Annotated in this window: 12 protein-coding genes; 1 reads left to right on the top strand and 11 read right to left on the bottom strand. The window is 70.0% G+C overall.

Going from position 1 to position 14,682, the window contains the following annotated elements; genetic code table 11:
• Window positions 1-13 precede the first annotated feature (13 nt).
• From OG452_RS29930 to OG452_RS29905, 6 genes are all read right to left on the bottom strand, one after another.
• On the bottom strand, window positions 14-865 hold the full coding sequence (locus OG452_RS29930; protein WP_327298669.1) for a shikimate dehydrogenase: 852 nt from the start codon (window positions 863-865) through the stop codon (window positions 14-16).
• Window positions 858-2,771, bottom strand: a complete 1,914-nt coding sequence (mltG, locus tag OG452_RS29925) for an endolytic transglycosylase MltG (RefSeq protein ID WP_327298668.1) — start codon at window positions 2,769-2,771, stop codon at window positions 858-860. The genes OG452_RS29930 and mltG overlap by 8 nt, the downstream gene beginning before the upstream one ends.
• A 101-nt stretch (window positions 2,772-2,872) precedes the next feature.
• On the bottom strand, window positions 2,873-3,337 hold the full coding sequence (gene ruvX / locus OG452_RS29920; RefSeq protein WP_327298667.1) for a Holliday junction resolvase RuvX: 465 nt from the start codon (window positions 3,335-3,337) through the stop codon (window positions 2,873-2,875).
• Window positions 3,337-6,006 (bottom strand): alanine--tRNA ligase, encoded by a 2,670-nt coding sequence (gene alaS / locus OG452_RS29915; protein WP_327298666.1) that lies wholly within the window; start codon window positions 6,004-6,006, stop codon window positions 3,337-3,339. Before alaS ends, ruvX begins: the two co-directional genes overlap by 1 nt.
• Complete coding sequence (locus tag OG452_RS29910; RefSeq protein ID WP_327298665.1) at window positions 6,006-6,320, bottom strand: DUF6167 family protein; 315 nt, start codon at window positions 6,318-6,320, stop codon at window positions 6,006-6,008. Before OG452_RS29910 ends, alaS begins: the two co-directional genes overlap by 1 nt.
• 7 nt (window positions 6,321-6,327) lie before the next feature.
• Window positions 6,328-6,753, bottom strand: a complete 426-nt coding sequence (locus OG452_RS29905; RefSeq protein WP_327298664.1) for a DUF948 domain-containing protein — start codon at window positions 6,751-6,753, stop codon at window positions 6,328-6,330.
• A gap of 169 nt (window positions 6,754-6,922) precedes the next feature.
• Here OG452_RS29905 and OG452_RS29900 point away from each other — a divergent pair, with 169 nt between their 5' ends.
• Window positions 6,923-9,082 carry an ATP-binding protein gene (locus tag OG452_RS29900; RefSeq protein WP_327298663.1) on the top strand — a complete coding sequence of 720 codons (2,160 nt, stop codon included), beginning with the start codon at window positions 6,923-6,925 and terminating at the stop codon, window positions 9,080-9,082.
• Here OG452_RS29900 and rpsD read toward each other — a convergent pair.
• The 5 genes from rpsD to OG452_RS29875 form a co-directional block, all read right to left on the bottom strand.
• Window positions 9,070-9,684, bottom strand: coding sequence for a 30S ribosomal protein S4 (rpsD, locus tag OG452_RS29895; protein ID WP_164265384.1), 615 nt, complete (start codon window positions 9,682-9,684; stop codon window positions 9,070-9,072). The two genes, OG452_RS29900 and rpsD, sit on opposite strands and share 13 nt — an antisense overlap.
• Before the next feature lie 288 nt (window positions 9,685-9,972).
• Window positions 9,973-11,340 carry a replication-associated recombination protein A gene (locus OG452_RS29890; RefSeq protein ID WP_327298662.1) on the bottom strand — a complete coding sequence of 456 codons (1,368 nt, stop codon included), beginning with the start codon at window positions 11,338-11,340 and terminating at the stop codon, window positions 9,973-9,975.
• 104 nt (window positions 11,341-11,444) lie between these two features.
• Entirely contained in the window at window positions 11,445-12,077 is a 633-nt protein-coding gene (locus OG452_RS29885; RefSeq protein WP_405560171.1) for a vitamin K epoxide reductase family protein, read from the bottom strand.
• 529 nt (window positions 12,078-12,606) lie between these two features.
• Complete coding sequence (hisS, locus tag OG452_RS29880) at window positions 12,607-13,869, bottom strand: histidine--tRNA ligase (RefSeq protein WP_327298660.1); 1,263 nt, start codon at window positions 13,867-13,869, stop codon at window positions 12,607-12,609.
• A 10-nt stretch (window positions 13,870-13,879) separates the two neighbouring features.
• Entirely contained in the window at window positions 13,880-14,566 is a 687-nt protein-coding gene (locus OG452_RS29875; protein WP_327298659.1) for an MBL fold metallo-hydrolase, read from the bottom strand.
• Window positions 14,567-14,682: the final 116 nt, after the last annotated feature.

Below are 14,682 nucleotides of genomic sequence, written 5' to 3'. Positions count from 1 at the left end.
GGGGCAGCCGCTCTCAGCGTGCTCCGAGCGCCCGTTCCCCTGCTTCCCGCATTGCGGACAGGGGGGCGGGCGCCCGCCCTGTCATCTGTTCCACCTGCAGCACCGCCTGGTGCACGAGCAGATCGAGGCCCCCGACGACGGCCCCGCCGTGTGCCGCCCAGGCTGTGGCGACCGGGGTCGGCCACGGGTCGTAGAGGACGTCGAACAGCGTGCCCGGCGCATCGGGAACCGCCGCGGCGAGCGCATCGGGAACCGCCGCGGCGAGCGCGTCGGTGGTGCCGGCCGGGGTGGTCGCGATGACCAGCGGCGCGTCGAACGCCCGGGCGGCCTCCGCCCAGTCGGCCGTGCGCACGTCGACGCCGAGCCGCTCGCCCCAGCCGCGCATCTCCTGGGCGCGGATGGCGCTGCGTACGTAGGCGGTGACCGGGCCCGTACAGACGAGGGAGAGGGCCGCGAGCGCGGACGAGGCGGTGGCGCCCGCGCCGAGTACAGCGGCGGATTCGACCTTCTCGACCCCCCGCTCACGCATCGCGGCGATCATCCCCGGGATGTCGGTGTTGTCGCCCACCCGGCGCCCGTCGGCGGTGAACACCACCGTGTTGACCGCTTCGACGGATGCTGCCGTCACGGTCACCTCGTCGAGCAGCGGGATGACCGCCCGCTTGAGCGGCATGGTCAGCGAGAGCCCCGCCCAGGACGCGTCCAGCCCGTCGACGAACGCCGGGAGGGCCGCCTCGTCCACCTCGAAACGGTCGTACGACCAGTGGCCGAGGCCGAGTTCCCGGTACGCGGCGCGGTGCAGCACCGGGGAGAGCGAGTGCGCGATCGGCGAGCCCAGAACGGCCGCCCTGCGGGCCTCAGCCATTGCCCTGTTTGGCATCGAACTGCGTCTTCAACTTCATGAACTCCGCATACGTCTTGGCGAATTCGGTTTGGTGCCCGTCGATCGAAACAAAGAAGTAGTAGCCGTCCTTCGTCGGATTCAGGGCCGCCGCCATGGCGTCCTTGCCCGGATTCCCAATGGGCCCGGGGGGAAGCCCTCTCTGCTTATAGGTGTTGTACGGGTCCGTGTTCTTGTTGATCTCGGCCGAGCCAATATTGATCTTGCTCTGGCCCTTGAGATAGTTGTACGTGGAGTCGAACTGCAGCCGCTGATTGGTGTTCTGGAGATTGCTGGGCTTCAGCCGGTTGTAAATGACCTCGGCCATCCGCCGGAAGTCGTCATTCGTCTTCCCCTCGGCCTGGAGCATGCTCGCCACGGTGACGACCTGGAACGGATCCTTGAGCTGCAGCCGCTTCGCCGCGGCTGCGAGTCCCTCGTCGCCGTACGCCTTGTCCGCCTGGCCGACCATCTTCTTGAGGAGGTCCTCCGGCTTCATCCCCTTGGCGATCGGGTAGCTCGCCGGCGCGAGGAAGCCCTCCAGCGGATCCTTGAGGTTCTTGTGCCCCTTGGCCCAGCTCGGCAGACCCAGCTTGCCGGACTCCGACCTGGCGATGCCGGCGGTGGTCCCGGCCTTCAGTTCGAGCCGTTTGTCGATGGCCGCGTACACGGTGGCGTTCCGCCAGCCCGGCGGGATGATGAGCTGGCTCAGGCTGTTCGGGTCCACCATCGCGGTGACCGCGTTCGCCGCGGACATCTGCTGGTTGAGGCTGTACACACCGGCCTGGAGCGCCCGGCCCTTCGGGTTCTTCCCGGCCGCGGTGACGAACGCCTGGACGCTCTTGACGACGCCCTTCTCCTTCAGCAGCCGGCCGATCCCCCCGACGCCCGTGCCCGGCGGTACCTCGACCTGGACCGGCGAACTGCCGACGCCGGTGTAGTCCGGCGGCGGTGCGTAGCGGGACTGGTAGTAGCTGTAACCCACATAGCCCACGCCGCCGAGGCCGCCGATCAGGACCAGTGAGACCACGAAGCAGGCGCAGCCGTTGCGGCGCTTGGGCTTTCCGGTCCTGCCCCGGCGGTCCCGGGTGCCGTCGCGTGTCTCGGCTGGGTCGTCGTCGTAGTCGTCGTCATCGCCGCCGCCGACCGGACCGTCGGCGCCGGTGAAGAAAGGATGCGTCTCGGTCCCGGCCTCCGCGGGGGGCTCCTGCCGCCATTCGTCCCGGTGTCCGGGCGGCCGCGGCGGCGGATAGGCGTCGGGCGTCCGGTAGAAGTCGGGGTTCTCCCCGTTGTGGTGCACCGGCTGTCCGCCGTACGGCATGTGCGGGTCCGCCCCGTACGCCACACCGCCCTGCGCTGCGCCCTCCCAGCCGCCGTCCTGCTGCGGCTGGGCCTGCTGCGGGTACGCGTCCTGCTGGTACGGGGTCTGCCCGTACTGTTGCTGGTACTGCGTCTGCTGATCGGGGCTCTGCTGGTGCGGTGCCTGCTGGTGCGGTGCCTGCTGGTACTGCTGCGCGTCCGAACTCTGCGCGTACTGCTGCTGGTTCGGGTCCCGCGGGTACTGCTGCTGGTCCGTGCCGTACTGCACCTGGCCCTGGTCCTGGCCGTACGGGGCACTGTCGTACTGGCCCTGGCCCGCGCCGTGCTGCTGCGGGTCCTGCGGATACTGCCCCTGCTGCTGCGGGTACTGCTGCTGGTACGGGTCCTGCGGCTGGCTGTACACCGGGTTGCCGTACTGGTCGTACTGCTGCGCCTGGGTGTACTGCTGCGCCTGGCCGTCGTACGGCGTCTGACCGGAGGCGTCCTGCTGACCTCCCCACCCCTGGTCCCCGTACAACGGGTCCTCGGGATGCCACGGTTCGGAGCCTGCGCCCCGGCCATACTCAGTCATCGGTCCCCTAGAGCCGCGAGGCCTCCGGACGGTCCGCCTCTTGTGCCGTGCGGCAGCTGTTCGAAAACCGCCGCATGGCGCGGAACGTTACCGTAACCCGGTCAGACAACCACTTCGACGCCCTCACCTGGAGCAACGCCTGACGCCCGTTCGGACTCCAGCGCATTCTGCAGGATGACAACAGCCGCAGCCTGGTCGATGACAGAACGACCCTTTCTGGACTTTACGCCTGAGGCCCGCAAACTCTGACTCGCCGTTACTGTGGTCATCCTCTCGTCGATCAATCGCACCGGAATGGGTGCAATACCACGAGCGAGTTCCTGGGCGAATCCACGGACCTTGGCGGCCGCCGGGCCCTCTCCCCCATTCAGGGAACGGGGAAGGCCGACCACGACCTCAATCGGTTCGTACTCGGCGATCAATTGCCTCAACCGCCGGTGGGCGGCCGGGACATCACGTCCCGGCACGGTCTCCACCGGTGTGGCGAGGACGCCGTCGGGGTCGCACGAGGCGACCCCGATCCGGGCGTCCCCGACATCGATCGCAAGCCGGCGGCCGCGTCGCATCAGGCCGTCTCTCCGACCATGCGCTCGACGGCGGCCACGGCATCGCCGATGGCGTCCGGGTTCTGTCCGCCGCCCTGGGCGACGTCCGGCTTGCCGCCGCCGCCACCACCGAGGGTCTTGGCAGCCGTACGGACCAGCTCACCGGCCTTGAGACCGCGGCCCCTTGCGGCCTCGTTGGTGGCGATGACCGTCAGCGGGCGGCCGTTGGCCGTGGTGAAGAGGGCCACCACGGCGGGGCGGTCGCCCTGGATGCGGCCCCGTACGTCGAGAACGAGCCTGCGCAGGTCGTCGGCGCCCGTGCCGTCGGGAACCTGACCGGTCACCACGGCGACACCGTGTACGTCCTTGGCTCCTGCGGCGAGACCGGCGGCGGCCTGGAGGACCTTCTCCGCGCGGAACTTCTCGATCTCCTTCTCGGCGTCCTTGAGCTTCGAGAGCATCCCGGAGATCTTCTCGGGCAGCTCGTCGGAGCGGCCCTTGACCAGCTCCTGGAGCTGGGCGACGACCGTGTGCTCCCTGGCCAGGAAGTTGTACGCGTCGACTCCGACCAGGGCCTCGATCCGGCGCACGCCGGAGCCGATCGAGGACTCGCCGAGCAGCTTCACCAGTCCCAGCTGGGCGGTGTTGCGGACATGCGTCCCGCCGCACAGCTCCTTGGAGAAGTCCCCGATGGTGACGACACGGACGCGCTCGCCGTACTTCTCGCCGAACTCGGCGATGGCGCCCTGCTTCCTGGCCTCGCCGATGGACATGACCTCGGCGTGGACGTCGAGTTCATGGGCGAGGACGTCGTTGATCTTCTGCTCGACGTCGGTGAGGACCGTGCCGGGAACGGCGTTGGGCGAACCGAAGTCGAAGCGGAAGCGGCCGGGCGAGTTCTCCGAGCCGGCCTGGGCGGCCGTCGGGCCGAGGGCGTCGCGCAGCGCCTGGTGGGTGAGGTGGGTGGCGCTGTGGGCTCGGGCGATGGCCCGGCGGCGGCGCTGGTCGATGGCGGCGTAGGCGGCGGCGCCGACCGTCACCTCGCCCACCTGGACCGAGCCCTTGTGCACGGAGACCCCGGGGACCGGCTGCTGGACGTCGCGGACCTCCACCACAGCGCCCGAGTCGAGCCTGATCCGGCCGGTGTCGGCGAGCTGGCCGCCACCCTCGGCGTAGAACGGGGTCCGGTCGAGGACGATCTCGACCTCGTCGCCCTCGGTGGCGGCGGGCGAGGGCACCCCGTCGACGAGCAGTCCGACGATGGTCGACTCGCCTTCGGTTGAGGTGTATCCGGTGAACTCGGTGGCGCCCGAGCCGTCGGCGACGGCGCGGTAGGCGGAGAGGTCCGCGTGGCCGGTCTTCTTGGACCTGGCGTCGGCCTTGGCCCGCTCGCGCTGTTCCTTCATCAGCCGCCGGAAGCCGGCCTCGTCCACAGAGACGCCCTGTTCGGCGGCCATCTCCAGGGTGAGGTCGATCGGGAAGCCCCAGGTGTCGTGGAGCAGGAACGCCTTGTCACCGGCGAGGACCCGGCCGCCGGCGGCCTTGGTCTCGCTGACGGCGCTGTCGAGGATGTTGGTGCCGGCCTTCAGCGTCTTGACGAAGGCGGCCTCCTCGGCGAGGGCGACGGTCTCGATGCGCTTGCGGTCGGTGATGAGCTCCGGGTACTGGCGGCCCATCGTGTTGATCACGACGTCGGCCAGTTCGGCGACGACCGGCCCGGTGGCGCCCAGCAGCCGCATGTTGCGGATGGCCCGGCGCATGATGCGGCGCAGGACGTAGCCGCGGCCCTCGTTGCCGGGGGTCACACCGTCGCCAATGAGCATTACGGACGTACGCATGTGGTCGGTGACGACCCGCAGCGAGACGTCCGAGCTCTCGGCCTGGCCGTACCCGACGCCGGTCAGCTCGGTGGCCTTGTCGATGACGACCTGCGAGGTGTCGATCTCGTACAGGTTCGGCACTTCCTGGAGGATCATCGCCAGGCGTTCGAGGCCCAGGCCGGTGTCGATGTTCCTGGACGGCAGGTCGCCGAGGATCGGGAAGTCCTCCTTCCCGTCTCCGGCGCCGCGCTCGTACTGCATGAAGACCAGGTTCCAGATCTCCACGTAGCGCTCGTCGTTGACGGCGGGGCCGCCCTCGACGCCGAACTCCGGGCCGCGGTCGTAGTTGATCTCGGAGCACGGTCCGCAGGGGCCGGGGACGCCCATGGACCAGAAGTTGTCCTTCTTGCCCAGCCGCTGGATGCGCTCGGCCGGGACGCCGATCTTCTCGCGCCAGATCTGCTCGGCCTCGTCGTCGTCCAGGTAGACCGTGATCCAGAGCCGCTCGGGTTCAAGCCCGTAACCGCCGTCCGCCACGGAGCTGGTGAGCAGCTCCCAGGCGTACTGGATGGCGCCTTCCTTGAAGTAGTCGCCGAAGGAGAAGTTGCCGCACATCTGGAAGAACGTGCCGTGCCGGGTGGTCTTGCCGACCTCTTCGATGTCCGGTGTACGCACGCACTTCTGCACGCTGGTGGCGCGCGGGGCGGGCGGCTTGGCCTCGCCGAGGAAGTACGGCTTGAACGGGACCATGCCCGCGGGCACAAGCAGCAGAGTCGGGTCGTCCGCGATGAGCGACGCCGAAGGGACGACGGTGTGCCCGCGCTCCTCGAAGAAGCTCAGCCAGCGGCGGCGAATTTCAGCCGACTCCATCAGTGGTCCTCATTCCGGTTGTGCGAGTGCTTGGTGTATTCGATGGCGGCGAGACGTCGCCGCGCGGGAAGCTCGGCCGGTCCGGGCTGCGCGTCGATGCCGAGCGCCTCGCCCAGTTCCGCCTCGCGCTGGACCATTCCGGCCCGCACGTCGACGGCGAAGTCCTTCAGCCGGTGGCCCGCGTCGACGGCCTTGCTCGCCGCCTGCGCCGCGAGGCTCTCCGGGCTCAGCTGCTTGATCTTGCGGTTGACCTTGGTAGTGGCCCACACACCGGCTGCGGCGCCGGTGGCGAACCAGAACGTACGGCGGAACATTGCAGCGTCAGCCCTTCCGCTTCCTGCGCCGTGGGGCCGGCACCGTGCGGCCGACGATCACCGGGCGGCGACTCTTCGGCGCCGCTTCGCCCTTGCGCCCGAGGGCCCGGCGGACGCCGTAGCCGAAGGCCGCGACCTTCACCAGCGGTCCGCCGAAGGTCGACGCGACGGTCGTGGAGAGCGCCGACGCGTTGGAGGTGACCTCCTGCACATCGGTCGCGATGGCGTCGACCCGCTCCAGCTGGGTCTGTGCCGACCGGACGGCCGTGGAGGCGCCGGCGAGCAGGGGCACGGCCTGCTCCGTCACCTCCGCCACCAGCTTGGTGGTCGTCCTGAGCGTCTGGGCCAGTCTCACCAGCACCACGGCGAGGAAGGAGACCAGGATCGCCCAGAAGACGGCCACCAGGATGCCGGCCACCTCTCCACCGGACACGTTGCACCGCTCTCTGGTCGTCGGAAGTCACGTCGTTGGTCACGTCGATTACGGATTCCGAGCCTATCGCGCCGGAACTCCGCCCCTGTACCGGATATCCGCTGGGCGCGCCGGGAGTTCCCGTATCGGATTGTACGTAGTGCTCGCCTCCGCGTACTCTCCGTGTTCTATGCGAAGCGACTCGACCGGCCATCGGACCGCCCCCGGCAGCCTTCCGGCAGAGCTCAGCCGGTTCGTGGGGCGCAGGGCCGAAGCCGCCGAGCTGGCGAGACTCATCGGCTCCTCCCGGCTGGTCACGGTGGTCGGAGTCGGCGGCATGGGCAAGACACGGCTGGCGACGCGGGTGGCGGGAACTCTGCAGGAACGGTTCTGCGACGGGGTGTGGCTGGCCGAGCTGTCCGCCCTGCGCGACCCGGAGCTGATCGAGCACACCCTGGTCGAGGCCCTGCGGCTGACCGACCACACGAGCAGACCGCCGCGCGAGGTGCTGGCCCGCCATCTCGCCGGGCGGGAGCTGCTGTTGGTGGTCGACGGCTTCGACTTCCTGGTCGACGCGTGCGCCGGACTGCTTCTCACCCTGCTGCGCGGAGCGCCGGGGCTGCGGGTGATCGCGGTCGGCAGGCGGCCCCTGGAGATCGATGGCGAGCTGACCCTCCCGCTGGGGCCGATGCGGGACCGGGACGCCGTACGGCTCTTCACCGACCGTGTCTCGGCGGCCCGGCCCGGATTCCGGTTCGCCCGGGGCGACGCCGCACAGGTGGCGGAGGTGTGCCGGCGGCTGGACGGGATCCCGCTCGCGCTGGAGCTGGCGGCGGGGCGGATGCGGGCCCTCTCGGTCGAGCAGCTGCTGGCCAGGCTCGACGACCGGTTCCGGTTACTGACCGGGGGCGGCAGGGGGGTGCTGCCGCGCCACCGGACGCTACGCACGGCGATCGGCTGGAGCCATGAACTGTGCACCCCGGAGCAGCGGTTGCTCTGGGCGCGGCTCTCCGTGTTCCCCGGGCAGTTCGACCTGGAGGCGGCCGAGTACATCTGCGGCGGCCCGGAACTGCCGTCCGACACCATCCTGGAGGTGCTGGGCGAACTGCTGGCACAGTCCGTGCTGGTCCGGGAGGACACCCCGGCGGGCGTCCGCTACCGGATGCTCGGCACGATCCGGGATTACGGGGCGCAGTGGCTGGCCGCGACCGGGGACACCGAGCGGCTCGGGCGGCGCCACCGCGACTGGTTCCTGGGGCTGGCCACCTGGTGCGAGCTGGACTGGTTCAGCCCCCGGCAGGCCGGGATCGCGGTCCGGGTGGAGAGTGAACTGCCCAACCTGCGGGGCGCGTTGGAGTTCTCACTCGAACACTCCGGGGACGTGCATCTGGCGCAGTACCTGGCAGGGACGCTCTGGTTCTACTGGGCGGGCTGCGGGCGTCTCGCCGAGGGCCGGCACTGGCTGGAGCATGCACTGGAGGCGGAGGGCGGGCACGACGGCGCACGGCTCAAGTCGCTCTGGGTCCTGGGGTACGTGGCGGTGCTCCAGGGCGACTCGGTGGCCGCGGTGGCCGCCCTCCACGAGTGCCACGAGGCGGCACAGCACACCGGTGACCCGGTGGCGGCCGCGTACGCGCTGCACAGGACCGGCTGTCTGGCACTGGTCACCGATGACATGCCGCGCGCGGAGGAACTGCTGCGCGAGGCGATCGGGCAGTACCGGGAGCTCGGCGAACTCAACAGCAACGTCCTGATGGGGCAGGTCGAGCTGGCGATGGCGGTGTGCTTCCGCGGCCGGCTCGCCGAGGCGGTCGCCATCTGCCAGGACGTCGTGGCGGTCTGCGAGGACCACGGCGAGCGCTGGGCGCGGGCCTACGCGCTGTACGTACTGGCCTTCGAGGCCTGGTCCGACGGCCGGGCGGCGAGCTCTCGCGAGCTGCTGTCCGAGAGCCTCACCACCAGCCACGCCTTCCATGACCAGCTCGGCACGGTGCTCGCCCTGGAGCTGATGGCACTGCTCGCCCTGGAGTGCGGCGAGGCCACGGAGGCCGCGCTGCTGCAGGGCGCGGCCGGCCGGCTCTGGTCATCGGTGGGGCTGCCGCTCTTCGGCTCGGCGTACTACAGCGCACCGCATCAGCGGTGCGAGGAAGGGGCCCGCCGCAAGCTGGGGCCCGAGGTCTACGAGAGTTTCCTGGCGCGGGGTGCGCAGCTGAGCCGGGACGCCGCGGTGGCGCGAGCGCTGCACGGCCCGGCGGCACGCGAAGACCCGCCGCCCCCTGCTCCGCAAGGAGCGAGGGGACGACGGGCCGAAGCGGTGAAGCGCGAGGTACGTCCGGATCAGCGGGCGTAGTACTCGACGACCAGCTGCTCGTCGCAGATGACCGGGATTTCCTTGCGGTTCGGGTCGCGGTCCAGGCGGAAGGCCAGGGCCTTCAGGTTCACCTGGAGGTAGCGCGGGGTCTCGCCCTCGGTGTCGTAGCCACCCTCACGGGCAACCTGGAAGGGGACCTTCTCGCGGCTGCGCTCGCGGACCATCACGACGTCGTCGGGACGGACGCGGAACGACGGCTTGTCGACCTTGCCGCCGTTGACCTGGATGTGACCGTGGACGACCATCTGACGGGCCTGGTAGATGGTGCGGGCGATGCCCGAACGCAGGACCAGGGCGTCGAGACGGCGCTCGAGCTCGACGACCAGCGCCTCGCCCGTCTTGCCTTCGGCCTTCTTGGCGCGGTCGTAGGCGCGCGCCATCTGGCGCTCGCTGATGTCGTACTGGGCGCGCAGACGCTGCTTCTCCAGCAGACGGACCTTGTAGTCCGAGTTCTGCTTGCGGCCACGGCCGTGCTCGCCCGGCGGGTACGGACGGGCCTCGAAGTACTTGACAGCCTTCGGCGTCAGCGCGATACCGAGCGCGCGTGACTTCTTGACCTTGGGACGCGACTGGTTAGGCACGTTCTCCAGACCTCCATGGTTGGTTTGACTCACCTTGCTCAAGGAGATCGCGTGTCTCGCCCGGGGAACAACCAGTCACATCACGGACAGCACAAAGAAGGCCGACGCTCTGGGCGTCGACGCGACGGAGGTCCGATCAGATCGTGGTCAGCCGCGTCCCAGCGGACTTGAAACCGCCCGGATGCCGTCAGCAGCCGAGCGCACACGAACTCTCGTACAGAGTACCTGCTCCGCGGTACTGCTGACGACCAGGACCGAAGCCGCCGCCGGGGCACCCGGCCGACGTCGTCACTGGCGGCCGTCCACGCCTTCGCCCGACAGCCGCTCCCGTACCTTCTCGACCACGTCTGCGTACCGCGCCTCGGCGCCGTACCGGGTGGGCTCGTAGTAGCGCTTGCCCCGAACGGAGTCCGGGGCGTACTGCTGGGCGGCGATGGCGCCCGGGACGTCGTGCGGATAGACGTAGCCCTGGGCGTGGCCGAGCTTGGCCGCACCCTTGTAGTGCCCGTCGCGCAGATGTGCCGGAACCGGCCCGACGAGGCCCGCGCGCACATCGGCGCGGGCGGCGGAGATCGCTGTCGTCGCCGCGTTCGACTTGGGGGCCAGCGCCAGCGCGATCGTGGCGTGGCTGAGGGTGAGCGCGGCCTCGGGGAAGCCGATCAGCGCGACCGCCTGGGCGGCGGCGACCGCGGTGGGCAGCGCGGTGGGGTCCGCCAGTCCGATGTCCTCACTGGCGGAGATCATCAGCCGTCTGGCGATGAACCTCGGATCCTCCCCCGCCTCGATCATGCGGGCCAGATAGTGCAGGGCGGCGTCCACATCGGAGCCGCGGATCGACTTGATCAGGGCGCTCGCCACGTCGTAGTGCTGGTCGCCGTCACGGTCGTACGCCACCGCTGCACGGTCGACCGTCTCCTCCAGCGTCCCGAGTGTGATCTCCGGCTCGGACTTGGCCATGGCCGCGCCGGCCGCCGCTTCGAGCGCGGTGAGGGCGCGACGGGCGTCGCCGCCGGAGATCCGCAGCAGATGCGCCTCGGCCTCGGGCGCCAGCGTGACGGCGCCGCCGAGCCCGCGCTCCTCGGTGAGTGCCCGGTGCAGCAGCGACCGCAGGTCGTCGTCGGTGAGCGATTCGAGGGTGAGCAGCAGGGACCTGGAGAGCAGCGGCGAGATGATCGAGAAGTACGGGTTCTCGGTCGTCGCGGCGACCAGCGTGACCCAGCGGTTCTCGACCGCGGGGAGCAGTGAGTCCTGCTGGGCCTTGCTGAAGCGGTGGATCTCGTCGAGGAAGAGGACGGTCTCCTTGCCGTATCCTCCCGAGGCTCTGCGCGCGCCGTCGATGACGGCGCGGACTTCCTTGACGCCCGCCGTGATGGCGGAGAGCTCGACGAACCGCTTCCGGGTGGCCTGACTCACGACGTAGGCGAGGGTCGTCTTGCCGATGCCCGGCGGCCCCCAGAGCAGCACGGACGAGGGACCGGCAGGCCCGCCGCCGGACTCGCCGACGAGCCGTCGCAGTGGTGAGCCCTGCTTCAGAAGGTGCTGCTGGCCCACCACTTCGTCCAGGGTGCGCGGACGCATCCGTACAGCCAGGGGGCTGCTGGACGGGTCCTTCTCCTGGCGCTCTTCGGCCGCGGCGGTGAACAGATCGGGTTCCACGTAGAAAACCCTATGTCACTCCACTGACAACGCCGCCGGGTCGCGGCCGGGACCGGCCCGCCCGGGGCCGGCCTCCGCGGGGTCAGTGCCGGGTCGGTGCGGAGTCAGTGCGCCCCGGTCCAGAAGTCCCACCAGCGGGTGAGGATCAGCATGCCGATGATCCCGATGTGCACGACCGGCAGCACCCAGGTGAACTCGCCGAAGAAGCTCCGCAGCCAGCCGGGGGCGGGCAGCAGGCCGTGCCGGATGTTGTGCGATGTGACGTACCAGAAGAGGGTGACCGTGCCCACCCAGGCCAGGCAGCACCAGAGGCAGAGCGAGTTGATGTTGTACAGGGACTGGTACTGGAGCCAGGTGACGAAGCCGACGCCGAAGAGGCAGCCCGCGTTGAACGTCAGCCAGTACCAGCGGCTGTAACGGCCGCCCGCGATCAGGCTCATGCCGACGCCGATCACGACCGCGTAGGTGGCAAGGCCCAGCATCGGGTTGGGGAAGCCGAAGACCGAGGCCTGCGCGCTCTTCATCACGTTGCCGCAGGACACCACCGGGTTGAGGCTGCAGCCGGGGGTGAAGTTCGGGTTCTTCAGGAGCTTGAACTCGTCGAGGGTGATGACCCATGCCGCGAGTAGCCCGGCGGCGCCGGTGATCACCAGAAGCCAGCCGAAGGCACGGCTCGCGCCGGTCTTCCCGTCCTGCTGCTGCGCGGACACGTCGTCAACCACTGTCGTCGTCATCATGCCGATCCATCGCTCCTGTGGCCTGTGGGCAGGCTCATTGTGCCGCACCGCGCGGGGTTCGCACTGTTCGATGGAGATAAGGAAGTGCCGACGCCCGCGCCGGGCGGCCCGCCCACCGGGAGGCTCTCCGGCCGGGTGGCGGGCCCGGCCGGAGAGCGCGGTCGGCACCCGGTATACGGCGTCGCCATTCCGGCGGACCCGCTGCGACCTGGGCATTCGATCCGAGGAGGTGTCCGGGAGCGCGGGTGCGGGAGGGCCGTCGGGAGGCCGGCGCGACCAGGCGGCCGCAGGCCGTCGCGCCCGCGGCGCGGCCGGAGCCGTCCGGCGGGCGGCCTGTCCGGGCGCCGTGAACCGTACCCGGCGATCATGTGTCGCAATTGCCCGACGGGACGTATGGGCACACGCCGGGTTGACGCGCCCGCCCCTTTTGTCCCGAATAGGCAGGATTTTTGTGGCGGTCCTGCGTCTGCGGCCCGGGCGGAGAGTCTCCGCCCGGGCCGCAGGGTGTGCCGGGTTCAGCAGTGGGGTTTCAGCCGAGCCGCTTGCGGACCTCTTCGACGAGGGCGTCGAGCCGCACCGCGCTCTGCTCCCCCGACTCCATGTCCTTGAGCTGGACGACGCCCTCGGCGAGATCCCGCTCACCCGCGACCACGGTGAAGCGGGCCCCGCTGCGGTTGGCGCTCTTCATCGCACCCTTGAGACCGCGCCCGCCGAACGCGAAGTCGGTGGCGACGCCCGCCCTGCGCAGCTCGGTGACCACCCCGAAGAGCACCCGCCGGGCCTCCTCGCCGAGCGGCACCGCGAACACGCTGGTCGTGGCGGGCAGTTCGAGCTCGACGCCCTCCGCCTCCAGCGCCAGCACCGTCCGGTCCACGCCGAGCGCCCAGCCCACCGAGGGCAGCGCGGGACCGCCGATCATCTCGGAGAGCCCGTCGTAGCGGCCACCGCCGCCCACCGCGGACTGCGAGCCGAGTCCGTCGTGGACGAACTCGAAGGTGGTGCGGGTGTAGTAGTCGAGGCCGCGTACCAGCTTCACATCGTCCTCGTACGCGACGCCCGCGGCGGTCAGCAGGGCGCGGACCTCCTCGTGGTACGCCTTGCACGCCTCGCACAGATAGTCCCGCAGCATCGGCGCACCGGTCAGCTGCTTCTGTACGTCGGCCCGCTTGTCGTCGAGCACCCGCAGCGGGTTGATCTCGGCCCGCCGCCGGGTGTCCTCGTCCAGGTCGAGCCCGCGCAGGAAGCCCTGGAGCGCGTCGCGGTAGAGCGGGCGGCACTCGCGGTCCCCGAGCGAGTTGAGCAGGATGCGGAACTGGCGCAGGCCGAGCGAGCGGTAGGCCTGGTCGGCGAGGATGATCATCTCGGCGTCGAGCGCGGGGTCCTCGGTGCCGATCGCCTCGGCGCCCACCTGCGAGAAGTGGCGGTAGCGGCCCTTCTGCGGGCGCTCGTAGCGGTAGTACGAGCCGGAGTACCAGAGCTTGACCGGCAGGTTCCCGGCCTTGTGGAGGTTGGCCTCCAGCGCGGCACGCAGTACGGAAGCGGTGCCCTCGGGGCGCAGCGCGAGCCGGTCGCCGCCGCGCGTCTCGAAGACGTACATCTCCTTGGAGACGATGTCGGTGGATTCGCCGACTCCGCGCGAGAAGAGCTCGACGTTCTCGAAGCCGGGCGTCTCGATGTACTCGTAGCCGGAGTTCCGCAGCGGGGCGGCGAGCGCCGCCCGTACCGCGAGGAACTTCGCGGACGAGGGCGGCAGAAGGTCGTACGTGCCCTTGGGGGCCTGGAAAGTACTCACGGAAAAGTCGTCACATTCCTCGTCGGGGAGCGGCCAGGCCCCGCAGATACGGGTTGGTGGCGCGCTCGCGGCCGATGGTCGTCTGCTCGTTGTGACCGGGCAGCACCACGGTCGAGTCGTCGAGCGGCAGGCACACGCGGGCCAGCGACTCAAGGATCTCGGCGTGATCGCCACCGGGCATGTCGGTGCGGCCGATGGAGCCGGCGAAGAGCAGGTCGCCCGAGAAGAGAATCTGCGGAATGTCCGCCGCCCCGGGCATCCTGAACGTCACCGACCCCTTGGTATGGCCGGGCGCGTGCGAGACGGCGAACTCCAGGCCGGCGAGGGTCAGTTCGCTCCCGTCGGCCAGCTCCTTGACGTCGTCCGGTTCACCGACGGTCAGTTCGCCCATCAGCGGCATCCCGATGGAACGGCCGATGCCCTTCTCCGGGTCGCTCATCATGAAGCGGTCGGCGGGGTGGATCCACGCCGGGACGTCATGCGCTCCGCACACCGGGACGACCGATGCCACATGGTCGATGTGGCCATGGGTGAGAACGACCGCCACTGGCTTGAGCCGATGCTTCCTGAGCGCGTCCTCGACTCCCTGGGCCGCCTGGTGGCCCGGGTCGATGATCACGCACTCCTCACCGGCGGCGGGGGCGACCAGATAGCAGTTGGTCCCCCAGGCCCCGGCGGGGAACCCGGCAATGAGCACGATCGTCCTTAAATGTCGGTCCAGCGGGAGAATGCAGCAGCTGAGAGCCTACCGGCGCCGCTCACCGCACAGCGAACCCATATACGGTACGGCCTAGCCCGGACAGGTAGCGGACA

Origin of the sequence: Streptomyces sp. NBC_01197, from assembly GCF_036010505.1 — a bacterium.
Taxonomy (GTDB): Bacteria; Actinomycetota; Actinomycetes; order Streptomycetales; family Streptomycetaceae; genus Streptomyces.
This window is presented reverse-complemented; position numbering and strand designations above follow the sequence as displayed.

Excerpts from the sequence above, each read along its gene's own strand:
- OG452_RS29930 (WP_327298669.1), bottom strand. The coding sequence starts at position 865 with ATGGCTGAGGCCCGCAGGGCGGCCGTTCTGGGCTCGCCGATCGCGCAC.
- mltG (WP_327298668.1), bottom strand. The coding sequence starts at position 2,771 with ATGACTGAGTATGGCCGGGGCGCAGGCTCCGAACCGTGGCATCCCGAG.
- ruvX (WP_327298667.1), bottom strand. The coding sequence starts at position 3,337 with ATGCGACGCGGCCGCCGGCTTGCGATCGATGTCGGGGACGCCCGGATC.
- alaS (WP_327298666.1), bottom strand. The coding sequence starts at position 6,006 with ATGGAGTCGGCTGAAATTCGCCGCCGCTGGCTGAGCTTCTTCGAGGAG.
- OG452_RS29910 (WP_327298665.1), bottom strand. The coding sequence starts at position 6,320 with ATGTTCCGCCGTACGTTCTGGTTCGCCACCGGCGCCGCAGCCGGTGTG.
- OG452_RS29900 (WP_327298663.1), top strand. The coding sequence starts at position 6,923 with ATGCGAAGCGACTCGACCGGCCATCGGACCGCCCCCGGCAGCCTTCCG.
- OG452_RS29885 (WP_405560171.1), bottom strand. The coding sequence starts at position 12,077 with ATGATGACGACGACAGTGGTTGACGACGTGTCCGCGCAGCAGCAGGAC.